Source organism: Segatella baroniae B14 (assembly GCF_022024235.1).
GTDB classification, from domain to species: Bacteria; Bacteroidota; Bacteroidia; order Bacteroidales; family Bacteroidaceae; genus Prevotella; species Prevotella bryantii.
Genome location: NZ_CP091800.1, coordinates 438,223 through 464,880, shown reverse-complemented (window position 1 = coordinate 464,880; position 26,658 = coordinate 438,223). Strand labels below are relative to the sequence as shown.

The following is a 26,658-nucleotide window of genomic DNA, read 5'->3' as shown; positions in this document are numbered from 1 at the left end:
GATACTCTTGGTTATCTTCTCGTGTGAAGCAAATTCAAGTCCATTGTCAGTAATGATTTGTTTTAATTGCACTTCTATTGTGAACTCGCATTATATAGACTTAATTACCTTACATGGGTTACCTACTGCAATAGAGTTCGAAGGTATATCTTTCACCACTACGCTTCCAGCACCTATGGTAACATTGTCTCCAATAGTAACCCCAGGTAGAATGGTAACACTTCCACCAATCCACACATTGTCACCGATGCGAACAGACTTAGACCATTCACGGCGACTATTACGTTCCACAGGGTTGGTACTATGACAAGCCGTATAGATGCTGACATTTGGTCCTATAAAGCAATCATCGCCAATTGTTACTGGAGCTTCGTCGAGCACTGTAAAATTGAAATTAGCAAAAAACCGCTTGCCTATCCTTATCTGCTTGCCATAGTCGCAGTAGAAAGGCTGGATAATCAGAAAATCGTCATCAGCGATGTATCCCAAGAGTCCTCTCAGTATCTCTCTTGCCTTCTGTTTCTCCGAGGGTCGTAATAAGTTATAGTCATGAATAATCTCCTTTACTTCAGTCAATTCATTTATCAGCTGAGGGTCAACGGCAGAATAAATCTCACCAGCCAGCATCTTTTCTTTCTCTGTCATACTCATTATATATTATCAGAACACAAAAGTAGTAAAAAAAACTGAACCGTATGTAAACAGACGCTGCTATTTTAACCTAATCTTCTGTCTTGATATACTTGGAACAGAATATGGTAAGAGCTACAACGATGATAAATATCGTGAGAATGAAAGTCATTTCGCGGATATGATTTAAAGGTTCAACCCATATCTCATTGAAAAAGCCATTACGGGCCATAATCTCCACAAATGTCCAGAACACGATAACGGTTGCCAATGCATAACGTATATTGCGCCCCCAGGCTGCAATATGCAATTCTTTCTTCAGCATCAATATAGAAAATGCCTACACGGATACCACCTTGCAGGTTGCTAAATCTGCGATTTCTTGGCAAACAATGATTCTGCAACCAGTTGATAAAGTCGCATCCCGTCTTAGTGCAGAATACGTAGAAAAGCATGACAACCACCCACATACCGAAAGTGGCAGGCATAATAAGATACTCCGGTCTCGACCCCCGTATTGCCTTCAGTTCAGCACGGCTATAATCTTCAAGATGTGCTCCATTAATGAGGTAATCCTGAGCACCTTCTGTCAGTTTGTCGTTCATTAGGTAATCGCGCATCATGTCACCACCCACGGTCAAGATATCCCCCCTACCCATCGTATGATTGTAAAGTGCGCGAACACTATTCTGAACATTACTGTATGAACGTATATCGAGATTCTGTGAACGTTGCAGTGTCGACTTATCGTACTGATCGAAAGCATATGCCAACTCAACATAGTCATTATCAGTAATGGTCCATTCGCCCTTTATGCCAGCCGAGAAATCGCGATATCTCTCAGGTTCATTTGTTACTCGCGGAACTTGACGAAAATAGTAACTTGCATGTGCCGAAACTTTTAGCCCATCTGTAGAACGAAGCGTAAACTTGTCTTTTACACTGAACACACGTGTAACAGGATTCGCATTGCTGTTCACCTTGTAGTTATCCATATCACTGAAATTGGTAGAGAGCGTATTAGACCAGTGGTTACGATACATGCTGAAGATGCCTCCATAACGCTGACTGTTGTGGCGTCCCCATCGAGCATCGAGATGCAAATTAAAAATATAAAAAGTGTTAAATCGTTCAAAACGTAACATATGTTACCATCCAATAAATACATAAAAATTACTTTTGCGCCATCTTAAAAAGTTAAATAGGAAAAAAGATGACAGAATTTAAACAAGTAATCAATGAAGCCCAAGAATGGCCTATGAACAAGTTGGTAAACTACATTATAAACAATTACCACGAGGGATGCGTGATGTATGTAGATGCAATGCGACGTGAAGCAGATATGTTGAAAAATTTAGATGGTACCGTAGATATGCAGCATGTGGTAACTCTTTTGAGTGAGAGTTTCAACGACCTATCAAACCATTTCCAGAAGGAAGAGAGCATACTTTTTCCATACATTTGTAAACTCCAGACAACTATAGACAGCGGAAGTGAACCACAGACATTTCATTGCGGATCAGTACAATATCCCATCCGCGTAATGATGACGGAACACAGTGGAGAACTGGAGCGTTATGATCGTATACTAGGCATTATGAACCAGCAACTAGAACCGTTTGCATCATCAGAGCCATGCATAATGCTTACCAACAAATTGACAGCTTTTGTAGCATGGCTTGGAGAACACATTAAACTGGAAGACGAAATACTTTTTCCTCGTGCCATTGCTGCAGAGGGAATAACAACAATAGAATGAATAAATGCATGAACTGAAGATAAAACGAATCTATGAGCAGGTAGAAAAGACAGACGGCTATCGAATACTGATAGACCGTTTGTGGCCTCGTGGTATCAGTAAGAATACTGCTCATTTAGACGAGTGGGCTAAAGAGGTTGCCCCTACTCCAACACTTAGAATATGGTTTGGGCATAAGGAAGAAAATTTCGAAGAGTTTAAAACTCGATATGAAGAAGAACTGGCAAACAATCCTACAGTCAAGGCTTTTGCCTATCGGTGTATTGAGCTATTACACAATACAGATATAACTCTAGTTTATGGCGCACGTTCCAAGACATGCAACCACGCTATCATCCTTCGTGACTGGATATTGAGATAGGACTTCCAACTTCATCGACATTGTTGCAGATTGCAACAAACTAAACTCACCTCAGTACAATAGAATAGGATGTATTATATTTATAAATAAATATTTAAATGCATATGAAAGCAAAAATATTTTTCCGAAAACAACATAAATGGATAGGCATAGTTGTATGCCTATTCATACTTCTATTTTGTATATCAGGCATCATACTGAACCATCGCAAGGCATTTGGCAATGTAAATGTACCTAGAAGTTGATCAGCAACGATTTCGGACAACCCTTTTATTGCACTTACGATGGGGGAACAGACCGCCTACCACAACCTAAAAGCATGTACCAATTGCCTATTTCGCTTTGGAATCTCGCTCTCGAAGTACATACGGGGCATATCTTCACCTTCCTAGGCACAGTCGGCAGTTTTCTCTACATCTTTCTAATGGCTATCCGTATTTCTGCCACACCATCAACCTTCCTCAAAATTAGCTTTATTTTTATTTTACAAAAGGTGCCGTGAGATTCGCATATTATCCACGAATCGTAAGTAGGGAGTGAAATACGGGAATTATGACTACCTTTATAAACTCCTATCAATCAGCGACTTGTATTTTCTTTACATTCTTGATGCTCCAAAACCCAAGGTCCTAGGGGGCAAAACCTTAGAGTTTATTCGATAAGACCATAGAGTTAACGAGGTAAACCCATAGCTAATGGAGGTTAGGAGCTTGGGTTTTAGAGCACGACTAAAAAAAAGGGATACATCTGTAAAGATTCTCTTCTATAAAAGCTCCATTTTTTCTTCTAGATGAGCAGTTTGAGAAGAGGCCTTTTTTTTGATTTTTTCTTTTCAATCTGCAGGATAGCAAGGTAGGCACAACGAATAATAAGTGTCTAAAATTGGTTATTTTCGATTACTTATCAAGTTTAGTAAAAGAAAGAGTTCATAAAATGCTTAACCTATTATGCACAAAATTTCAAATAAATACTTTACTTTTGATAAAAATAAGTACCTTTGCAAGGTTATAAGTGAGAATTTATACAGGAATGGAATTAAACTGAATCATTCAACCTTAACAAGAATATAACCATATGAAGAAAAAGACATTACTCTTAGTTCTCTACCCTTTGCTGGCCACCGCTAGCTGGGCACAGAAAGTCGTATTTTACACCCCTAACACTGTCCGCATCATCAAGGACAATGGTGTAAACGAGGAAAAAAAATCACTCGTAGTCATCGCACAACCTAAACCGGTGAAAGTAACCCAAACCAAGAAAGGAACCGCCACCGTGTATCAATCATCAGCTCTCAAAGTTACAGTGCAAGATGGCAAGGTAACCTTTGCCGACAACAAAGGCAATATTCTCACCAGCGAAGGAGAAACCACATTCACCCCTATAACTACGAACCTCGACCGTGGTGCGTTTAAGGTAAAACAAACTTTTGCTGTCGATGCAGACGAAAGTATTTACGGAGTTGGCCTTTTACAAAACGGCAAAATGAGTCAGCGTGGCGAAAATCGTCGCATGATACAAAGCAACTTGGAAGACTTCGCCCATTTTTATCAGAGCATCAAAGGCTATGGTATCTTTTGGGATAATTATTCGCCAACTCAGTTGATTACCCCAGCCGAAGGAGAAGCAGGTCATGTCGTTTTGGAATCGGAAGTGGGCAAACTCGCCGACTATTACTTTATCTATGGTGGCAATGCCGATGGAGTAATTGCTGAGATGCGACACCTTTCTGGAGAAGTACCTATGCTCCCTCTGTGGACATACGGTTTCCATCAGAGTAGAGAACGCTACAAGACCCAACAGGAGCTGCTGGATGTAGTACACAAGTATCGCGACCTCAAAGTACCTTTTGACGGTATAATTCAAGACTGGCAATACTGGGGCAGCAACTACACTTGGAATGCTATGGAGTTTATCAACCCAGACTTTGATCGCGCCCAACAGATGATTGACGAGGTACACAAACAGAAAGCTCACATGAGCATCTCTATATGGGCTTCTTTCGGACCCGAGACTAAGGCTTACCGAGATATGAAGAAAAAGGGATTCCTGCTCGACTTCGAGACATGGCCTCAGAGCGGTCTGACACAATGGCCTCCACGCATGGACTACCCGAGTGGTGTACGTTGTTACGATGCCTACAGCAGTGAGGCACGCGATATCTACTGGAAATATCTCAGTAATCTTTACAATATGGGTATTGATGCCTGGTGGATGGACTCCACCGACCCCGACCATCTCAGCTACAAAGAGAGCGACTTAGATCAGCCTACATCCATGGGCTCTTATCGCAGTGTCCGCAATGCGTACCCACTCATGACGGTGGGCGGAGTGTACGACCACCAACGCGCCACAACCCGTGATAAGCGAGTATTCATCCTCACCCGCTCTTATTTTTCCGGTCAGCAGCGTTATGGTGCCAACACCTGGAGCGGCGATATCAGCTCTTCATGGGAGAGTTTTCGTAAACAAGTACCTATCTGTCTCAACTATACCCTCACCGCCAACCCTAACGTGAACACCGACATCGGTGGGTTCTTCGCCGGTTCATATAATACGCAAGGCTTCAACTCAGCCACTCGCAACCCACAATATCAAGAACTTTACGTTCGCTGGATGCAGTTTGGCGCTTTCACTCCGATGATGCGTAGCCATGGCACAGACGTCTATCGCGAACTCTATTATTTCGGTAAATCTGGCGAACCTATTTACGATGCTTTAGTAGATGCCGTGAAACTTCGCTATCGCTTTCTTCCTTACATCTACAGTCAGTCATGGCAGGTAACGAAATACAACGATTCTTTCATGCGAGCTCTTTTCATGGATTTCAAAGATGACAAACAGACATGGAACAACAACCGCCAGTATCTCTTCGGCCACAACGTGCTCGTCTGCCCTGTCGTTAACCCACTCTACACCACAGAGAAGATTGTACGCACCGACCCGTTGGGTGGATGGGACCGCAAAGACGGAAAACGCGAGACTTACACTTCAGTAGACTGGAAAGCGAACAAAACCTTCAGCGTCTATCTACCCGCAGGCGCCATGTGGTACGATTATTGGACCGGTAGACGCTACAATGGTGGACAGACTCTCACTGCCAATGCACCTATCAGTCATTCACCACTTTATATTAAGGCCGGTTCAATCCTTCCACTTGGTCCCGACGTGCAGTACGCCAACGAGAACCACTATGACAATCTTGACATCGTGGTTTATCCTGGTGCTGATGCCTCTTTCACTCTTTATGAAGACGAGGGCGACAACTACAACTACGAGAAGGGTATCTACTCTACCATTCCACTCACTTGGAACGACAAAACGAAGACGCTCACCATCGGCAAGCGCAAAGGCACCTTCCCAGGCATGCTACAGACACGCACTTTCCGCGTGAAGGTGATTGGTGGAATAGAAAAGACCGTTACTTACACAGGTAAGGGGATTAATGTAAAATAGAAAGATCTACAGCTATCGAAAACGTCAAGATCAGAAGCAGAGACTAGATGATCTCTACACAGCCAGCACTTTGGAAGAGGTCAGATACTTGCCAGGTCACTACCACGAACTAGTTGGCAATAAAAAAGGCCAATGGGCATGCGACCTGGATCAGCCTTACAGACTAATTTTCACTCCAACGGCACATCCTATTCCAACGGATTCTAACGGCAAGTATATTTGGATAGAGATTGATAGTATTGAAATAGAAGAAATAGACAACTACCACGGCAAATAACATTTAAAACAAAAAGAATATGGCAACAAAGAACTTATATATCCCAGAAAATGTTTCTCACCCAGGAACTACCTTAAATGAGAAAATGAAAGAAATGGGTATGTCTGTTAAGGAGTTCGCAGTGCGCACTTCTAAACCAGAGAAGACTATAATTGCCATTATTAAAGGCATCAGTTCTATTACCCCAGAAATGGCTGTAACTTTCGAAAGCGTCACAAAAATTCCTGCTAATTTCTGGATGAATAGGCAACGCATATATGACGAATGCCTTGCTCGATCAAAGCGTCGAGAGCAAATTGCATCTTTTGCGGAATGGGCTAAAAAATTTCCATATACAGACATGGTCAATCAAGGCTGGATTGAAAAGAAAACTGTTCAAGATGAGAAAACTGCTGTCATTCTTGACTTCTTCGGAGTAAGTTCACCCAATGCATGGGAGAATTACTATATGAATCAGCAATTAAAAGTTGCTTTTCGCATTTCCCTGGCTACAACAAAAGAACCGTATGCCATTTCTGCATGGTTAAGAAAAGGTGAACTTCAAGCATCGGAGATCAACATAAAAGTTAAATACTCCGAAAATTTGCTACGAAGTAAACTATCAGCTATGAAAGAACTTATGCGAAAGGAGCCTAATAACTTTCCAAAGCAACTACAATCCTTATGTGCAGAATGTGGAATAAAGCTCATCTACACTCCGTGCCTGAGAAAAGCCCCAATCAGCGGCTCAACAAGATGGATTAACAATATCCCATGCATTCAACTTTCAGGAAGAAGCAAAAGATATGATACATTTTGGTTCTCTTTCTTCCATGAAATAGGACATATTCTCCTACATGGAAAGAAAGACATATTTCTTGAAGACATCGATTATAATGAAGAACAATTAAAAAAGGAAAAACAGGCCAATGAGTTCTCATCAAATGTCTTATTGACAGAAAAGGAAACCAATCTCATTATTGCAAGCAACGATTTTGGATCAACAGCCCTAAAGCATTATGCGGCAACATTCAATACCCACCCTGCAATCATAGTAGGAAGGTTACAGCATCTAGGAATTTTACCATTTGCAATGCATGTAGAAAGTTTCGAACTATTCAATTAGAAAGTAAAGCTTTTTATCAAAGGCAGGAATTTGATTTCCTGCCTTTTTTACTATAATGAGCAGATAAAAAAACTCATCTAGACTTATAATTCTAAATTAAGGAATTGAACAAAAATACATCTATCACCACAACCACATATCATAGGCTATTACTAATACCATAAGCCTTCTGCAGCTTCTCGTCGTATTTATTCTGTGCATATTGAGGGCCATTGTAGTGTCGGGCAAATTATCCACTAAACGTCATTCATTTATAATTTCATCCATGCTTTCACTCCGGATTTCAGTATGCAGTTTATCTTTTATAGAAAACAAAATCAGTCATTTTGCTTTTTTCATCTTCTATAATTCATATTCTAGGCTCATTTCCTACTTATTCCGTTCTACGCTTTATAAACTATTTTATTGCTGTCCACTAAATTTCTAATAATAACTCTGCAGTAGAAAATGTACTCGAAAAATTAGCCAAACAGGATCTAGGCTTTCTTGTTGCAACCTTGGGTAAAAGAGCAAACCAAATGATGTTTTTTCAAGAAGAATATCAAAAAAAAGAAAAAGCCTATCCACCTAAAATCAAAGATTGGATTAATTCTGGTACCTCACGGTTATTGGAAGCAACGGGCCAGCAGGCCTATTACCGCCATGTGGGCGGGATAGTAATAGTAGAAGAACTTGCCGAGCCACTTCAGCCGTCCTCGCTGGCCGTTGTACATCGCCAGCAGCGGTACTGCCAGCCAGCAGGCCAGGTGGACCATGCCGTAGGTGGGACTGTGGAATATGAAGAAGGCGACGGCGTAGAGCGAGATGATGGCCATCATCCAGAGCATCTGCTTGTGGAAGCAGCCCCGGTTCCGGCCTATCATGAGTATGGCCAGCGGGGCGGCACAACTCCAGTCGGAGGTGCAGGTGAGCAGGCAGGCCACCAACGTAACACCGACCTTCTGCCATCGGGCAAGTCGCTCCATGTCCCATACTTTCAGCAGTATCAGCCCCCAGAGCAGCGGCCAGGCGATGCTCGTGGCATTGAAGAGCAGGTTGCCGAGCGGGTTGAAGCCCGACATGTTGAAATAGCAGAAGGCGAAGTGGCTCACCACGGCCAGCATGAGCAGACGGCGTAGGTAGCGGCGGAAGTCGTGCGTGTGGTGATAGCCCTCGGCCACGAAGAATATCATCATCGGGGCCGTCAGCCGTCCGATGCAGTGCAGGAATATCTGCGTCGGCGTCTCTGCCTGCTCGTAGGTCTCAATGCCCACCCAAGCCAGGTGGTCGATCGTCATGGCGACGATGGCGATGACCTTCAGTGCGTTGCCGCTCAGTCCTTTTTCCATCATTACTCTAATCATAATGTTTACGATGTTATCCAGTTCTTCATTTTTATGAAAGGAAACGGGGATGTACCCCGTCTCCTCGTCGTGATAGTTATTACTTGATAGTTATCTTTTGTCCGTGATGTATATACACGCCAGGCTGCGTGGGCTTGCGACCTATCTTAAAGCCTTGGAGGGTCCACCAGTCGGAGTCGTCATTGTCGTCTGTGACAATCGAACTGATGCCAGACAGCGCACTGCTCAGGTCGAGGACGTAAGGCTCCCACGATGTGCCGATGTTAGCATCGCTGACGTATGTCTGCGTGTTGTCGATGTCGATGATCTTGCCGTCGGTGCAGGTGCGCAGCACCATGGACTGTCCGGCTCCGTCGCCACTGATGACAAGGTAGTAGAGGGCGTTGTCGCTGGCGCGTGTTGCACCGCGGCACTCGTCACCGATGAAGGCGGCCACCTCGGCGGTGTCAACCACAGCGTCTCCGTCACGCAGCTGAATGGCCATCGTCATGTTGCTCGGATAGAGGCCCAGGGGCACGGGATTGAAGATGCGCAGGTCTTCGGTTGCACCCCGTGATGCTGCCATGCGGGTATTTACCCTTGCAGCCGATGCTGCCGTTTCCGTCGGATAGAGGAACGACTTTGTGTCGTTGGCGTTGCTGTAGTACAGGTAGCCGCGTCCACTCTCCAAGGCCTTCAGACTGCCTTCCCAGCCGTATTCGCTGTAGATGGCCACGCCCGTCTGCGACTTCACGATGTCGCCCTTCTGCGGATTGGCGGCAGCCAGCGCTTCATCCACGGTCATCGTCGTCAGCGGTGTGTAGGCTATCCAGTTCCAGCCCTTCGCCAGCGTGACGGCCCTCTCCTTGTCCTCCTTCAGCTGTCGGCCCGACACGGCGAGCAGGCTGTTAGGCTCATCTTGCTTCGTGGTTGGCAGGCGGTCTATCTTCAGCTTGTACATCTCGTTGGCCTTCGCACTCTTGAGCGTGCCGCCGCCCCACTGGGCACCGTTGTAGTCGTTCCAATTATCACGGCTCTTGAGCAGCATGCTCCACTCCGCGTATGCGCCGAACACATGGTCGAGGTAGGTGCTCTGCGGCTCCACGCCGAAAGCTATCCAGTTCCAGTTCTGGTGGATGGGGATGAGCTGCTCCACGTTCTCGCTCTTCGTCCAGATGGCGGGCGTGTCGAAGTCACCCAGTATCTTATCCTGGCCGAAGATGACGGTGGTCACGGTGGAGTCCTTCATGGCAGCGGTCTTCACCGTCACGGCGATATTGGCGTCGGTGTAGGCCACGCCCTTCGATGCATCCCAGATGCGGAAGCTCACTTCCTTGCCCATGTCGTACCGCTTGTTGTCGGTGCCATAGACGTTCATCGTCACGTAGGCCGCGCCGCGCACCTTCTCGGGCGATGCCACGCCTCGGCACTCATTGCCGATGAAGGCGGCCACCATGCTCTCCGGGTTCTCCATCAGGATGCCGCCGATATACACCTGTCCGATAATCGACATGTTGTGGTCGTACTTCGTCGGGTCAACGGCCCACTGCGGTTTCTCGCCGCGTACCTTCATCACGATGCGCAGCGGTTCCAGAATGCCGTTGTTGCCCAACAGACCGATGGCCACGTCGTAGTTGCCCACGGGCACCAGCGGGTTCACCTCGAAGCGCAGCGTCTTCGTCTTCAGCGGACTCACGTCGTCCGTGCGTTCGCTGTCGACGAGCGAGAGCCACTGCGGCATATTATATAAGGTATATAGCTCGGTGCTGCCACTCTTGTTCTCGATGTCCACGTCGAAGGTATAGTCGTCGCCGTACTTCTTGATGATGTTCACCGAGTCCTTCATCCACGTCAGCGTGTTCTGCTGCACGTAGGCCGTCCAGCGGATGGGCAGCGAGGTGTTGCCGTGCAGGTCGCGGATCTGGTCCACGGTGATGTTGAGCGTGGTGCCCTCGATGCGGCGCAGCCGGCTATTCTCTCCAGTGAGGTTGATGATGAGCTTGCGCTCCGAGGCGACGGGTGTGGTGTTAATGGGTGTTTCGTCGGGAGCGTTCTTCAGGGGCGGTGCGAAGCGCGAGAAGGTGGCGAGGGTGGTGTCTATCACGGCGGGTAAACCGCTGAGCGCACTGGGATGAGCCATGTTCTCCAAGGTCTGCACCTTCGTGGGGACACCATTGTCTTTGCCCGTCTTCTCGAAGGGATAGTAGGCCACAAGGCCGCGACTGTAGATGTCGGCGGTGTCGATGGTGTTGTACATGTTCTGCTGCAGACGGCTCTCGCTGAGCGAGGCGTGCCAGATGCGCAGTTCATCGACCCAGGAATCCTTGGCATCCTTGCCCACGACGAGCACGGAGCCTTCCAATGGCGGCACATCGGTCTCGGCGATGACGGCTGTGCGCTGGCCGTTGAGATAGAAGCTGGCTGCCTGGCCGCGCACCACGTTGAGTGCCAGATGACGCCAGTCCATGACTTCGGGGAAGTCCTCGGCACTGGCCACCATGATGGAATCCTTGTCGTAGTTGAGAATCAGGTTCTTCTTCCCGTCGTAGTGCAGCTTCAGTTTGTTGTGCTGCTGCTGGTCTTTGCCTTGGTTGGGCGTGGTCGTCTCGAATACCACATCCTTGCCGTCATAGTCGCTGATTCGATGCCACAACTCTATGGCATAGCTGTCGCCGGGCCTGGTGTTGATTTGTGTGATGTCGATCTTCGCACCCTCGTTGTCGTCCATGCGCAGGCCGTAGTTCACGTTCTCCAAGAGCCAGCGGTCGGGAACGGAGAAGTCGTGGGTGTGGCGCTTGTCGGCGGCCGTGAAGCCGTGGCCCTCGTCAAATGGCCAGTAGTTGGCCAGTCCATAGACGTAGCTGTCCTTGGCTTGATCCTTGGTGGCGGTGGCCTTGTGAACGTCGCGATAGATATTGTAGAGGCTCAGCGAGTGGATGTCGGCGTCGATGCCGCCGAGGTAGAGGTGATAGTCATCGGTATAGCTGAAGGCCTCCAGGTCCTTCAGCTCCACGGGGCGGTCCTCGAACAGCATCACGTTACCGGCCTGGTCTGCCGACGCCTCCATGTCGAAGGTCATGGTACTGGCCTTGTAACTCAGTGCCACGAAGGTCCACTCGTCCTTGGGCATGGGGCGGTCGCTCACATGCTGTGTCCCGCCCACGGTAGCCACCACGTAGCCGTCGTCGCGGACGTTGAGTGCAAATCTCGAATTTGTCTTGCCTAAGGACAAGAGCGTGCCGCTGTCACGGCGGTAGAGCCAGAAGTCGATGGAGAAGTCGCCCTGCAGGAACACGGGGTTCACCGTGCGCGGTGCTTCGCCGAAAGGCATCAGCTGCAGTGCCACCTCATGGTCCACCTGCGTGTCGTTGAGCTTGGCGGTGACGATGACATTGTTGTCGCTCACGTAGCCCGGCACGATGTCCTCGTTGAACTCGATGACCAGCTGGTCGCCGTAGCCTAAGATGCCGTTAGCAGGTGTAGGTGTGAAGATGTTGATGGGTCGGGTGATGTCCTTGACGACGTTGATGACGTCGCTATAGACCTGCACCTGTTCGTTGCCGTAGGGTGTGGTGGTGAAGGCGCGGAACTCGTAGTTGCCCTCGGGGTAGCTCTGGTCGCTAATCATTTTAAGTTCCAGCGGCAGGTCGCCCGTGGCAGGCAGCAGGTTGTAGTTGGCATTGAGCGAGTCGGCCTTGTTGGTCACCCACGTATGCAGGGCCGTCCACTGCGTGTTGCCCTGGAAACGGTACTGCACGCCCACGTTCTTCAGGTTCTTGAACTGGCGGTTGAAGCCCTTCACCTTCATCTCCAGACGGGCACTGTCCGTCTTGCAATTCACCACCGGCTCGGTGATTGCCAGTTCCACGGGCGATGACGAGGGCTTGAAATGTACGCTCAACTTAGCGATATCGTGAATCTTGATGGCCTGATATGCTGACGAGAACCACAGTTCGATGTTCTCATAGTCGAGCACGCTCTGGTCAGTCTGTCGAACGGTGATTACCTTCTTCACCGTCTCGCCGGCGGGGATGAATATGCCTCGTCCATTGGCAGGCACACCGTCCATCAGTATCTCCAGTCCATGCTGGTTGGTGCCTTCCGCAACCGACAGATTATAGGTAAAGTCGAAGCCCTGTGTGGTGGTACTGATGTTCGACAGATGCAGGGTAAACTGCCCTGTCTGTCCGGCGGGTATGTCGGTCAGTACGGCACTCTTGACAGCGATGCCGCCGTCAGTGCTGATTTGTATGTCGGGATTCTCCATCTGTTCCGTTCCGTTGGAGAGAATGTGCTGTCCCGGCTCGTAGTACTGGGTCTTCTCTTCCTTCTGATAGGGATTGTAGCTTTGTCCGCCGAAGATACTGAAGATGTCGCTCCAGCCCGTAGGCGACTTGTAGATATCCACTGAGAAGTCGGTGCCCTTGTTGCCGTCATCAAAGGTGTAGTCGAACTCGGCATAGTCCTTCGTATTCTCGTCGTAGTCGCTCTCAGTGGTGGAGTAAGCCCAACCGTTCTCTGTGTCGACTGACATCTTCGTCTTGAACTGTATGGAAGCGGCCGTGTTTTTCGTTGAGAAACCACCCTTTACGATACCTCCCAGATTGTGCGAATAGTTGTGTTTCACCACTTTGGTCGTATCATTGCGGGCTGTGTAGGAGTAGCCCGATCCACCATCGAACGAGATGTTGCGCTGCCAGTATTTGTCGCGATTCTCAATAGCCGTCACCTTGTCGTATTCGTTGTTGTAGAGGACCTTTTGCCAGCTTTCTATCTGATTGTTGCACCAGGCCACCTTGTCTTCGGCCACAAAATCTGTGAGGCTCTCCCATGCGGCGGGTGTCACCTGCACGTAGGTGCCCTCCTGTCCGTAGCTTGTATCATCCTCCTTGACCCATGTGGCATAGAGCACCTCGCTCGTGTTATTCACGAAAGCGCGGGCCTCGGCCTCAGTATCGAAGTGCTGCGTGAGGTAGCCATTGCGTGTCTCCCGCCACTTCGGAATCATCACCTCTTCAATCTCGTAGGTGGAGTACATGAACTTTGTTGTCACGCTGTCGCCCAGGCTGGTAGCCACATCGTCTTTCAGTTCGAAGGGCGCCGTCTCGTTGTCGCGGAAGAATCCCACCTTGCGGCATTTGCCCATGAGCAGGTTGGTGCTGTAGCCTATGAAGACATCGCCATTCGATCCGCAATAGTCCTTAGTGGCACCGGTGGATACCTGCTCGGTAGCGGTCAGCGTCCACGTCTTTTCGGTCGATGAGTTCTTGTTCCACGTATAGTGAATTCCACCGCCTATATCAGAGGTATTGTCAAGGTCTGTGGTCTCGTAGTAGAGTCCGAAGCCCGACATGAATCTCACCTTCGCACCTAAGTTTGCCTCATACATCATCTTCTCGTTGCCATAGCCTCCGCTGGTGGAACTTCTCACCTTCGTCTTGGTCGAGCCAGTCTTCCACACGGTCTTCGACTTAGCGCCTGGCGGGTCGCGCAGCACCATCAGCACCTGGTCGGGGCCATTGGTGACGAAGTTGTTGCCGATAGGAAGACTGCCCACGACGATGGCATTTATGCCATTGGGGGCGTAGGTACGTCCTTTGCGCTCCAGCGTGATGCCCAGATGACGGGTGTACGGACTGACGACGTTGGGTGCTCCGGCATTCCACTTGAAGGCGTAGCGTCCCAGTGAGTCAAGCACCAATTGGTTCTTCTTCAGGTCGTACACCTGGCCCAACTGGTATTCGGTTTCACCGGGCGGAAGCACGGCCACGATGGTCTGGTCGCTCGACATCTCGTTGGCCACAGTAATAACCTGGCCGGCGAGGGGGATGGTGTCGTTGGCAGCCTCTCCGTTGTCGTAGTTCGTATAGACCTCATAGCCGTAGAGTTCTGTGTGATATTCATCGCCCATCTTATAGATAGGATAACCGTACTTGTAGCTGACGGCACCTTCATCCGTGCGTGTCCACAGGTCGCTGACGGTAAACTTGCCCAGTTCGTCCTCACCCTTGTATTCCTGTATGCCGAAGACGTCCTTGCCACTCTTGGGCTGGCTGATGTCCACCTGAGGTGTGGCAAAGTAGGTTTGCACAAGTTTGGTGTGGTACTTATACTTGTTTAGCACGGAGTCGCCCCGTTCATCCACCTGCCACAACGAGTCGATCTGCTCCTTCAGCACGTTGCTCAAGTCTATCTCTGGCAGGATATTGAACTCTATGTCGGGGTTCTTAGGTATCTCGATGTTCTTCACGATGTACTTCAGCGGTGGCAACTTGGCCGAGAACTCGCCCGTCGCGGGGTCGGTATTGATGAATATGTAGCGTGCGTCGCCGCCTTCGAAGCCTGTCCATGCCGTGCTGTTGATGCTCACAGTGTCGCTCTCCCACGTGCGAATCTGGGTAGCCGATGTTTGGGGCTTGCCCTCCACGCGGTTGAACGATAACGATTCGTTGTTCAGTTTCAACGTGATGGTGGCCGTGCCAATGTTGTTCTTCGACGCTCCGAAGCCCACGGCCAGTGTGTCGTTACGTTCGCCGCCACTGACGCGCCCTACAAAGTTCACGAGTGTGGAATCGGAAAAATTATAGGTCACAGGGGCATTGAAGTTACGCTTACCTTTGATAGGGAAGCGGCCCTGATTGACCATCTTGTGATTGCCCAGCTTGGCTTCGACAAAATGCTCGCCTATAGGAACGGAGATTCTGTAGCGGCCTTGTGCATCGCTCTGCTGAACTTCGCCATCGGTGGTCAGCAGCTGACCATCCACATAGAACTGTATGCCCTCGGCAGGAATGTTCGTGCCGGCATAGTAAACGTATCCCTCCATGGGGAACGACGACACATCCTCGAAGTCGATGTTGTTAGCCGTCAGCGAGGTGGGGCTGACGAACATCGAGCGTGTGACGGGATTGAACTGATGCACGCCGTACAGCGGGGCAATCTCGTAGTTGGTGCCGCCTTGCTGGAACGGAATACCGCGTATGATATAGTTGCCATTCTTGTCGGTCACACCGTAAAGACCCAACTGCTGCGGCACGGTGGCCGACGGCGTGGCATTAAGTCCAACCTCAGGATGGTTCAGCTGGTAGATGCCGTCCTGACGGGCCACGTCGAAGGCATAGTCCTTCACACCGAGTCCCTCGTCGAGCGGCCAGTAGAGCACCAAACCGTACTCCGTACCACCGAGGATACGGGTGTAGTTGGCTTCCACCTCTTCTTTGCTCAGGGCTCTGTTCCATAGGCGGATGTCGTCAATATAGCCGTTGAAGGACTGGCCCATACCTGCGTACATGCTTTCGATGCCGCCCACAGCGAGGGTGGGATCGCTGCCAATGTTCCAGTCCTTATACTGAGTGCAATCGAGTGTGTACGACAGCAGCGAGTCGGTGCCCACATAACAAGTCAACATGCCGTGGTCATAGACGGCGGTGACGTGGGTAAAGTCGGTGGTGCTGAACGGCAGGCTCTTATTGAAGTGATGCGAGTTCAGCCTATTGTCATAGTGGATGACTCTGTTCAGATAGAAATGTGTGCCGTCGTCGCTCATCACGCCCAGCTCCAGTCCGTTGCCTAATCGCAGAATGGTTTGGTTGGCGGCTCCTCCGGCATCCACGCTCTTTGGCCGTGCCCAGAACTGTATGGTGAAGGTGCCGTCACCGCTGAGCACGTTGGCGTACTTCTCCTTGTTAGCAGTCGTCCACTGCAAGCCCTTGCCTGCACCCTCGATGTAGCGCGAGAGGAACTGCGGCTGGTCGGTCTGCTCGTCGGCACTGGCCTTGACGAGGTTCACCTTCACGCCATCGACGGCTGTTCCCGAGCCGTAGGAGATGTGACCAGTGATGGTGCCTCGGGCTTGCGAGAAACCAGGGGCGATGACCTCGTCGGTCTTCACGATCTGCTCGTCGCACTTCGCGCCGTAGGCCTGCACGGAGTATTCATAGTACGAGCCGGCCAGCGGACGGTCATCGGTATAGGTGTATTCCGTGGCCGTGCCATGAATCTCGTCGGTGAGCAGCGTCCAGTCTGTATCGCCAATGACGCGGCGCAGCACACGGAAGTAGATATCGTTTGTAACGTCGGCGCGAGCCACCTTCCACTTCACGATGACGGTCTTCTCCTCCGTGCCTGTCGATGCATTCACCTCGCTGATGTAGCTGCCAGCAGGCAGGTTGCCAGTATAGACGTTAGAGTAGAAGTCTCGGTTCATATAGGTGGTTTTTACACGATAGTCCATCATGTCGCACACCGACCCTTCGGCATCGAAGCTGGCCTCCGATGCCTCCGTATCGACCATCATGCTGTTGTCGAGCACGCGCCAGGCACTGCCTGTCTCTGCCGGACGGTATTCAATCGTCCAGTTCTCGCCCGTGGGGGCAGCGCAGTATTCCCACTTCAGGCGCACGGCTCCGTCGTAACTGCGGTCCTGTGTCAGCTTGATGGGCATCTCAAGCTGTGTGCTCACCTGCTGCTCTATCCAGAAGTTCGTCAGTAGCCTTTCGGGGTTTGCCAGCACGCCACTGGTCAGATGGTCCTTGTCGTATTTGTCTGCCAGCACGACGGGCAGGAAGATGACGCGATAGTTGTAGCGTTTATCGTAGTCGATGTCGCTGTCCTCCACCTTGAGGTCGGTGGCATCGCCGTTCATCTCGGCAATGAGGGTGTAGGTGTCTGCTGCCTGACCATCCTCATAGCGGATGACGTACCACTTGCCGTCCGTGCGGCAAGGGCGTGTCACCATGCAGTTCACGCTCCAGCCGCGTTGCTCCTCGTAGCGTGTCCAGCGAATGGTGTTCTTCCTGGTCCATTTGTCAAAGTCCACATTGAGGCTCTTTGCGCAGGTGAAAGGGTCGATGATAATCTCTTTCGCCGGTCGGGTGAGTGTGACAGGAGTGTTGCTCTGGTGGTTGGTATTCCCATACGGGACATATTCGATGGTGGGGGTAAAGCGAATGCCCATCGGATGGAAGTATGCGCCGCATATCAGGTTGTTAATTCTGGCAACAGCGTTTCTTTCAACATCTATCATCCCTCCGTGTTCACCAGTTACGGTGAAGTCAGATACATTCATTGTTTCGCTGATGTATCGGCCGTTATTGACTCTGTCGCCACTAACTATCCTGTATGTTGTGTAATACTGCTTGACATTGTTGTTCTGGTTGCGCTTGTCATATACGTTCCTGGCCTTGAGACTGATGCAGTAGTCATCGGCCCAGTCCACCTCCAGGTCGGGTGTGGGTTCATTGTCGGCAAACGCCATATTGAGGTCCTTCTCATATCGGATGTCACCCCGAGGTACATCATCATGGATATAGTTCATCCACTCCCATATGTCGTATTCCATCTTGATGCGCTTCACGCCATCGTCGAAACACCTTTGTATGGGCTTGAACCGGAGGGTCATGATGCCGCCGATACTGGCCAAGTCGTTGCCGCTTACCATGACGATGTTACCCCAAGACTCATCCTTGACACTGAAACTGACATTGTTGCTGTTGGCTTCTTTGTCCCATTCAGCCACTGTGTGCCACTTGTTGTCGTTCGTCTGCAGGTATATCTTTCCGTGATTCTCCAGATAGGCGTGCTGCATGGCCTTGAACTCGAATTCCCAGAAATACTTATCGTCAGCGAAGCTAAAGGCACTAACGGTCTTGAAATAGTCTTTTATATCTTTTACCCCCTCAGCGTTGGTCCAGAAGGTGTAGGTTCCTCCACCGGGGTCATCGTTGGCCCACGTCGTCGGGCTTCCCCCGATGAGCATCACGAGCAAGAGCATCAGCACTTGCAGCCCGAACGCCCTGCGTCCCAACCGCCTGAATCCTTGTTGTTCTTTTGTCTTCATAGTCTTTATCTTTTGGGTTTATTTCATTGCAGTATTTCTGTTATTCTCGGCACAATCTGTTTACGTGATAGTTCTTCCTTGGAGTAGGTTACACCTTCACGGAGCGACGGTCCGAAGATGGCCTCGGCCACAGCCTGAGTCCCTTCACCGTAATAGATGAAATAGGTGCCGTCTTCCACGAAAGGCGTGTCAGGATCGCTCTCGTCGGGATTGGGTACAAGATTATCGATCTTGGCAAACAGCATGTCGCGCCTGTTGTCGCACATCACCTGGGGCATCACGCCCAACATACGGCTGATAAAGTCATCCATCTCGCTTGCCTTGCAATTAAGCGAACCGAAACCGATAGCCTTGCCACCTATCTCATACTCCTTATAGTCCGAGAGAAAGATCTCGCCATCGCTCATGCCATCGTAATTATTGGCGGCATCGGTCATCTGGCGGTTAATCTCTGCCACTTTGTCCTCCAACTGCAACTGGGCGACCAGCGCCGTCCATGCCACGGAGTCCTCATGCTGAGTGGTAGTCTTGGTGAGATTACGTGTGTCCGACAGCAATCCGGCAAGCAGAATGCGGGCAGTCTCATCGTCGATGTCGACACCTGTCTCCCTGTACATCTCGTAGATGATGGTGCAGGTGGAGCCAATCATCTCCCTGCGAACGTAGGGAATGCCGCTGTCCTGAATGTCGCCCTCTACGTGGTGGTCTATCTTCTGTAGGATGATAGCCTCCCTGGCACCGTCCACACACTGGGCATAGTCGGTGTGGTCGGTCAGTATGAGCCGTGTCTGCGGCACCACACTGCTCTTCAATTCGGGCAGTTCAAAGCCGAACACGCCAGAGATATAGGCTGTCTCGCGGTTGGTCGCACTCGACACCTTTGCCTTGCAGTTGTAGCCCAGCGCATTCATCAGCTTGGCATAACCCAACGACGAACAGACGGCATCCACGTCAGGCGTTTTGTGACCATACACGAATGTCGTGTCTGCTCCCCAGTCGAGCGTTTTCAGCATAGCGCGAAACGCCTTCCCCTGTTCGGGTATCACCAGAGGATCGTCTTCCGACGAGCATGAGGTGAATAGTCCCAAGCCACAGACGAGGATGGTGGCCATCAGCCAAAGTCTATTCTTATTCATAGTCTTTATCTTTTTCCTGTTATTGTTTTGTAAGTTTCAGCCCCGTGGCATCCACGTATTCTCCTTCAACGAGCGTGGCATTGGCCGTGCCGCTATAGGTATTGCCGTTGCCATCACTGACGGTGAAGTTGAAGGTGCTCTGCGCGGCGGTGGGCAGCAGGGCGACATAGACCTCCGTCTGACCAGAGGCAGTAATCGTGAGGGGCGCTGTGATATCTGCACCCGTTGCATGGACATCATTCTGCGCCGTATTGACACCGATGGCCACCGTAGCCGACTGCGGATATTTTCCGTTGTTTGAGTCACCAGTGCTATAACTAATGCTGAGTGACTTGATGGGGATGGCATCGCCCGTATTCTTATCCTTAAACGAGAACTTGCACACCGTCAGCAGGCTCTTCATCTTCCCTATCGTGGCGTTGGCCGTCGTTTCGGTCACCTCTGTCACGGTTGCCTTGCCAAAGACGTAGTGGTAGTTGGTGGCGAGCTTGCTGAGCGTGCCGTTCTGTCCCGTGAGCGAGATGGTATAGCTATCGTTCGTCTCGAAAGTCGTGGCTGGATAGACCACCGCCAGGTAGTCACCAGCAAGGCAATACACGTCGCCTGTAAACTGCGAGGTGGCAGCAGTGGAGTTGGCTATCAGCAGGCCGCTGTAGGGCGCATCGCTATTACCACGATCCACTCTGCTCAAATTGCAGTACGTCAGCCCGTCGTCCGCCGTCCACAAGGCGGTGAGGATGCCGTCACCCTCAGCAAGCGAGGCGCGAGTCATTATCTGCCGTGCCGCCTCCTCCTCGGTCTCCGTAATGGTAATGTGTCGTACCTTGACGCCGTCGTCGGCCGTCTGCGGCGCGCTGCCGTCTGTGGCCGTGTCGTAGTCGCCCGAACAGGCCGCCAGCCCGGCCAGCATCATGCCGCCGAGCATCCAAAGCATCAGAAATTGTTCTTTCGTTCTCATAATGGATTAACGTTTTCGTTTTTTTTTACTTGCTTCAGTCATTGTCCCAGATGCCGCGGCTCTGTGGGGCGTTGCTGCTGTCGCTCTCGTCCTGACTGAATCCGCTACTCGACTTCTGATACCCAGAAATCTCTCCACTCATGCCGAGCAGATGATGCCGCTGCTGGAGGGCTACCACCCTCATCGCCGGTTTCGTGTACGCTTTCTTCATTGTGCTATCTGTTTTTTGAATGTTATAAAAATAGCAAACCTCCAATTCCCCAATTATCAGAATACAAGAATCAAAAGTGGACGTCCAGTCTTTATGTCCTATTGTGTCTTGCTATGGTGGCATACGCATATATTTTGGTTTTAGGGTTCAACAATATATTCTGTCTATAACAAGTACTCTACAGGCTCATAACATGGAATCTGTGATTTCTCGAAGTCACTTATATTCAGGCACTTGCAATTTGAATCTAATTATTAACTGCGGATATTAGATTTATTATTGTTATTATTATCATTATCAGCAGTGGTGATCACAAATATGTATGGGCAAAAAGCAATCTTCGGTGCAATATACAAAAAAATATTGTAATTATGCTCCGATACGGAAGAAAATCTTCTTAAAAGGACGCATTTTGAGGTACTTATGCCTCATCAGTCTGTCATAATTTCCCCCTATCTACACGTTTATGAAAGTTAAATACGTAAAATCTGCCCTCACAAGCCAAGGTAAAAAACACACAGGACCACTTTTCTACTGTTTAAGATTTAAATTGCTGATTATCAGCGTTTAAAGTATTCAAGTGTTGATTTATGAATTACCTCAAAAAGAACACGATTTTGTAATGCATGATACTACTCATCTTGATTTTCTTATTTATGATAAGATTAGCCACCAAACAGTACTCGTTGTTGAAACAGATGGCTACACTTATCATCACGAAGGTACTAAACAAAAAGAACGCGATGACATTAAGGACCACATTTTAGCTTCTTACAATATCCCAATACTTCGACTTTCCACTAGAGAAAGTGGAGAAAGAGAAAGGATTGTAGCTAAACTTTCAAAAGTATATGCCTAGTTTATAACTTATCATGCATGAGCGAGTTGAACAAATATTCTATTTCCATTATAAGTAAGCTATTAGGCATGTCCAAGTCAACATAAAACGACACATAATTGATAACAATATTTTTTTTTCGTACCTTTGCACACATGAAAAATCCGAAATATACTCACCTGTTCATCGACTTCGATGATACACTCTATGATACTCGTGGTAATAATTCAATCGCTCTACGCGAACTTTACGAGCTCCGTTCTTGGTCTAACATGATTCCTGATTTCGATGCATTCGTTACTGCATACTGGACAACTAACGAGGATGTGTGGGCACGGTATACCCGCAAAGAGATGACACGTGATGTGCTCATCGTAGAACGATTCAGACGCCCTATCCTTGAATGTTGCCTGCCAGGCACAGATACAAGTTGGCTAACTGACGATTTCTGCCGTGAGGTGAGTGACCAATATCTCGATCTCTGCTCTTGCAAACCGGGTACCGTGGAGGGAGCACACCATTTAATGCAGTATCTTCGTAACGAGGGCTATCATCTGTCAATCTGTAGTAATGGCTTCCATGAAGTACAATATAAGAAGCTGCAAGCTTCGGATATGCTCCAGTATTTCGACCATATTATACTCAGTGAAGATGCAGGAGAAAACAAGCCTGGCAAGGGTTTCTTTGATTATGCACTTCATATTACGGGAGCTGACAAGGACTCCACACTCATGATTGGCGATAATTATAATACGGATATTCTTGGTGCACTTGGCTATGGGCTCGATGCCATCTGGTTCAACCGATGGAATGTGCAAAAAGATATGGATTCGCATATTCTGCTGACGACTGATAAACTCAGCCAAATACAAGAAATGCTATAATCCTTAGCTTTTTGCACTCGAATATATACTACTTCGTATATTCCAGCCAATCAATATCTACATATCCCCTATCGCTCTTCAAAAATTATCAAACATCTATCAAATAGAAACAATTATAACCGCATTACTTTTATATCAATAGCTAAATAAAAGATAAAACTATCATTTTGTAATCATTACAAGATATTTAATAAATTATTGCTAATTAATAACGTAAATAAATAACGTTTTGATTATTTTTGCATACATAACATAACAAAAGAACACATAAACAGCACTAACACCTTGCACTATGAAAGGAAAACAGCAAATAAAATTAAAAAGAACAAAATAGACTATTCTTTTAACCATCGGAAGAGTGGAAGAAGCTAGGCTTACTTAACAGATTGCGAAGCAAAACATACATAAAATTTCTATTTATAATCATATACCATACTTTTAGTATTAGAATGTAACATAAAAAAGCTATTTTCTAACAAAAAAGAAGAAAAATATTTGTATGTTTAATAAATTTGATTTATATTTGCAACTGTTAAGGATCAAATCGTAAGAATCTTGCCGATTTTGTCTACCTTTATTACTACTTCTGCAAGATGATTTGAGAGAGAAAATGTGAATAATACTTATAACTAGAACATTTAGTTTAAAGAGAGATTTTATGGAAAAAAGACTTACGACAATTTTGGCATGCTCATTCCTCAGTTGCGGAATAGCAATGGCACAAACACAAGTCCAGGGTACCGTAATTTCAGCGAAGATGGCTTACCAGTAGTTGGTGCTTCTGTCATCGTCGCTGGAACTAAAACGGGAACACTTACCGATGTTGATGGTAAGTTCTCGTTATCAGTACCAAGTGGTGCAAAACTCGTTATTTCGTATCTGGGAATGCAGCAAAAAACAGTAAATGCCTCTGGTAACTTGCGAATAAGCCTAGATCCAGATAACAAATTATTGAACGAGGTTGTAGTTACAGCCTTAGGCGTTTCTCGTGAAAAGAAAGCACTGGGTTATGCGGTCAGTGAGGTAGCTGGTTCTGATTTGCTGAAAAGCCGTGGTGGTTTGAGCAACCCTGTTAATGCACTTCAGGGTAAAGTAGCTGGTTTGAGTATCTCATCTGGTGCTGGTAGCATGGGTGGCTCGTCTAAGATTTTGATTCGTGGTAACAACTCACTTTCTGGTAATAACCAGCCTCTTTTCGTTGTAGATGGTGTGCCTATCGAGGGTACTGACTACAACAGCACAAGTACCGCTCGCGGTGCTGGTGGTTACGACTACGGTAACTTGGTACAGGATATCAACCCTGATGATATCGAAAATATCTCTGTATTGAAGGGTGCTGCTGCTACAGCTCTTTATGGTAGCCGTGCTGCTAACGGTGTTATCATGATTACTACAAAGCATGCTAAGGGTAAAGACTTACAGGTAGACTTTACTTCAACTGTCGGTTTTGAGTCTGTTACTAAATTGCCTAAACTGCAGAGCGAATATGGTGGTGGTTATGGCGAAGATGATTTCGGCACAGCTATTATCAATGGTAAAGAATATACTACTGTAGATTACGGTATGGATGAAAGCTGGGGTCCAAAACTCGATGGCCGACAGGTACTTTCATGGTATGATCTTGCGAAATGGGAAGCAAATGGCAAAGTAGGCGATCCTACGACATCGGCTTGGAGTCCTGCTTCTTCTGACTATCGTGACTTCTTTAATACCGGTGTTTCTTTCACCAATAATATTGCCGTATCTCAGGCTCTAGACAATGGTTCTTTCCGTGTATCTTATACCAATACTGATCTGAAGGGCTATTTACCAAACAGTAGTCAGTATAAAAATACACTGAATGTTACAGGTAACGTAACCAGCAAGGATAAGAAACTGAATATCTTCACGAATGTGAACTACTTTAATAACCGTACCAAGGGTCGTCAGGATACTGGTTATGGTGATAATAACATCATGGTTAAGTTCACACAGTGGGGTCAGCGTCAGCTAAATATGAACGAGCTGGAAGAATACTATATGTATCCAGACGGAACACAGGCTACCTGGAACCGTAATAGCGTAGATGATCCTACTCCAGCTTACCACAACAATGTATACTGGAGCCGCTATAAGACTTATGAAAATGATGTTCGTAACCGTATTTATGGTAATCTCGGTTTCAGCTATCAGATTCTTCCTGAGTTGAAATTCCAGTATAAGGCTAATCTTGACTTTTATGTAGACAAGCAGTATGAGCGTAATGCTGTCGGTTCACAAGAGGAGTCTAAATATTCAGAGTATAGTCGTCAACAGTATGAAATCAACCACGAGTTTATGTTGCAATATGCTCAGAAATTTAAGGATTTCAGTCTGAGTGCCAATGTCGGTGCCAATATCATGAAGCGCCACTATGAGTATCTTTATGGTACGACAAAGGGCGGTCTTGCTATCGCTGACTTCTATAATCTAGCCAACTCTATATCTACACCAACATCAGATAACTTAAAGCGTGAAAAGGGTACTAACTCTCTCTTTGCTGATGTAACAGTGGGCTATAAAGACCAACTTTATTTGGAGGCTACTCTTCGTGGTGATAAGTCTTCTGCTCTTCCTTCTAGCAATAACACCTACGTATACCCTTCTGTATCAGCCAGCTGGTTGTTCTCTGAGGTTTTGAAGGAAAAAGCACCTTGGTTGTCATACGGTAAGATTCGTGCTGGTTTCTCTCAAGTAGGTAACGATACCGATCCTTATCAGATCTATTCTACCTATACACAGTATACCAATATCGACAGTAATACTCCAGGTTATCGCTTACCTAACACATTAAATAATGCCGACTTGAAACCAGAGTCTACCACTTCATTCGAAATCGGTCTCGAGGCATCGTTCTTGAATAATCGTTTAGGTTTCGACTTCACCTACTATCATACCAATACTAAGGACGAAATTCTTCCTTTGTCTGTATCAGGTACAACCGGTTATCTGTATAAGATGATCAACTCTGGTGAAATCTCTAACAGCGGTATTGAGTTCGCACTCCATGCTACACCTATCAAGAATAGAGACTTTGAGTGGAACACCAACCTCACCCTCTCTTCTAACAAGAACAAGGTGAAGAGTCTTACCGATGGTGTAGATTACTATCGTATCGCCAGCGCTCCATTCGCAGCTGAAATCGGTGCTGTTGTTGGTGAAGAATATGGTGTCATCCGTACGAAAGACTTCCTCTATGATTCAGAGGGTCACAAATTGGTTGATCCAGAAACAGGTCAGTATTTGGCTACCGATTCTTACGTAAGTGTTGCTAACATCTTCCCTGACTTTACAGGTGGATGGAACAACACATTCCGCTATAAGAACTTCGATGCAAGCATACAGTTTGACTTCTCTAAGGGTGGTCACTTCTTCTCTACCACACAGATGTGGGGTACATATTGCGGTATGTTCGAAGAAACTGCAGCTAATGGTGTTCGTGAGAATGGTATCGTAGCACAGGGATATGTTGCTGCTGTAGATGAAAGCGGTAACCTCATCAAGAATGCTGATGGTACATACAAGAGTACTGGTGTAAATACCAAGACTGTAGATGCACGTGATTACTTTGAGAACTATTATACTGGTCCTGGTGCACAGAATGTATTACGTTCTGACTACATCAAACTCCGCGAAATCAACCTGGGTTACACCTTCAAGTTGAATCCAAACTATTTTGTAAAGTATCTTCGCCTCTCTGCTTATGGTCGCAACTTGGCCGTATGGGGTCCTGATACCAAGCACTTTGACCCAGAAATGATTGTCACCTCATCTGGTAACGTTCAGGGTATCGAGGGTGGTGCTACTCCAATGGTAGCCAGCTATGGTTTTACTGTAAATCTCAAATTTTAATTGATAGGGAGAAATG

At 47.8% G+C, this 26,658-nt stretch carries 15 protein-coding genes and 1 pseudogene; 9 read left to right on the top strand and 7 right to left on the bottom strand.

Annotation, left to right across the window (positions count from 1 at the left end; translation table 11 throughout):
- Positions 1-90: 90 nt before the first annotated feature.
- Together L6469_RS12080 and L6469_RS12075 are read right to left on the bottom strand one after the other, a co-directional pair.
- On the bottom strand, positions 91-651 hold the full coding sequence (locus tag L6469_RS12080; RefSeq protein WP_006281503.1) for a sugar O-acetyltransferase: 561 nt from the start codon (positions 649-651) through the stop codon (positions 91-93).
- A 200-nt stretch (positions 652-851) separates the two neighbouring features.
- Complete coding sequence (locus tag L6469_RS12075) at positions 852-1,775, bottom strand: hypothetical protein (protein ID WP_006281501.1); 924 nt, start codon at positions 1,773-1,775, stop codon at positions 852-854.
- A gap of 68 nt (positions 1,776-1,843) precedes the next feature.
- Between L6469_RS12075 and L6469_RS12070 the strand changes: the two genes are divergently transcribed.
- From L6469_RS12070 to L6469_RS12045, 6 genes are all read left to right on the top strand, one after another.
- Positions 1,844-2,389 (top strand): hemerythrin domain-containing protein, encoded by a 546-nt coding sequence (locus L6469_RS12070; protein ID WP_006281500.1) that lies wholly within the window; start codon positions 1,844-1,846, stop codon positions 2,387-2,389.
- Positions 2,390-2,393: 4 nt separating this feature from the next.
- Positions 2,394-2,750, top strand: coding sequence for a DUF488 domain-containing protein (locus tag L6469_RS12065; RefSeq protein WP_006281499.1), 357 nt, complete (start codon positions 2,394-2,396; stop codon positions 2,748-2,750).
- Between the two features lie 98 nt (positions 2,751-2,848).
- Positions 2,849-2,995, top strand: coding sequence for a PepSY-associated TM helix domain-containing protein (locus L6469_RS12060; protein WP_316928426.1), 147 nt, complete (start codon positions 2,849-2,851; stop codon positions 2,993-2,995).
- Between the two features lie 829 nt (positions 2,996-3,824).
- Positions 3,825-6,203, top strand: coding sequence for a TIM-barrel domain-containing protein (locus L6469_RS12055; protein WP_006281498.1), 2,379 nt, complete (start codon positions 3,825-3,827; stop codon positions 6,201-6,203).
- Positions 6,204-6,273: 70 nt separating this feature from the next.
- Positions 6,274-6,480 carry a hypothetical protein gene (locus L6469_RS12050; RefSeq protein ID WP_177181302.1) on the top strand — a complete coding sequence of 69 codons (207 nt, stop codon included), beginning with the start codon at positions 6,274-6,276 and terminating at the stop codon, positions 6,478-6,480.
- 19 nt (positions 6,481-6,499) lie between these two features.
- Positions 6,500-7,585: an ImmA/IrrE family metallo-endopeptidase gene (locus L6469_RS12045; protein ID WP_006281496.1), complete on the top strand. Its 1,086-nt coding sequence runs from the start codon at positions 6,500-6,502 to the stop codon at positions 7,583-7,585.
- 139 nt (positions 7,586-7,724) lie between these two features.
- Here L6469_RS12045 and L6469_RS14840 read toward each other — a convergent pair.
- From L6469_RS14840 to L6469_RS12025, 5 genes and pseudogenes are all read right to left on the bottom strand, one after another.
- Positions 7,725-7,805 (bottom strand): annotated as a pseudogene (locus L6469_RS14840) (N-acetylmuramidase domain-containing protein); the annotation flags it as partial.
- 385 nt (positions 7,806-8,190) lie between these two features.
- The gene (locus L6469_RS12040) at positions 8,191-8,916 is read right to left on the bottom strand and encodes a TraX family protein (protein WP_006281495.1); all 726 of its coding nucleotides are present in this window, start codon (positions 8,914-8,916) and stop codon (positions 8,191-8,193) included.
- Positions 8,917-9,007: 91 nt separating this feature from the next.
- Positions 9,008-18,745, bottom strand: a complete 9,738-nt coding sequence (locus L6469_RS12035; protein ID WP_006281494.1) for a LamG domain-containing protein — start codon at positions 18,743-18,745, stop codon at positions 9,008-9,010.
- Between the two features lie 23 nt (positions 18,746-18,768).
- Positions 18,769-19,881 carry a DHH family phosphoesterase gene (locus tag L6469_RS12030; protein ID WP_006281493.1) on the bottom strand — a complete coding sequence of 371 codons (1,113 nt, stop codon included), beginning with the start codon at positions 19,879-19,881 and terminating at the stop codon, positions 18,769-18,771.
- 19 nt (positions 19,882-19,900) lie between these two features.
- Positions 19,901-20,839 carry a hypothetical protein gene (locus L6469_RS12025; RefSeq protein ID WP_237851164.1) on the bottom strand — a complete coding sequence of 313 codons (939 nt, stop codon included), beginning with the start codon at positions 20,837-20,839 and terminating at the stop codon, positions 19,901-19,903.
- 833 nt (positions 20,840-21,672) lie between these two features.
- Between L6469_RS12025 and L6469_RS12020 the strand changes: the two genes are divergently transcribed.
- From L6469_RS12020 to L6469_RS12010, 3 genes are all read left to right on the top strand, one after another.
- On the top strand, positions 21,673-21,909 hold the full coding sequence (locus L6469_RS12020; RefSeq protein ID WP_006281491.1) for a DUF2726 domain-containing protein: 237 nt from the start codon (positions 21,673-21,675) through the stop codon (positions 21,907-21,909).
- Between the two features lie 134 nt (positions 21,910-22,043).
- On the top strand, positions 22,044-22,772 hold the full coding sequence (locus L6469_RS12015) for a YjjG family noncanonical pyrimidine nucleotidase (RefSeq protein ID WP_006281490.1): 729 nt from the start codon (positions 22,044-22,046) through the stop codon (positions 22,770-22,772).
- A gap of 687 nt (positions 22,773-23,459) precedes the next feature.
- Positions 23,460-26,642, top strand: a complete 3,183-nt coding sequence (locus L6469_RS12010) for a SusC/RagA family TonB-linked outer membrane protein (protein WP_006281489.1) — start codon at positions 23,460-23,462, stop codon at positions 26,640-26,642.
- Positions 26,643-26,658 lie beyond the last annotated feature (16 nt).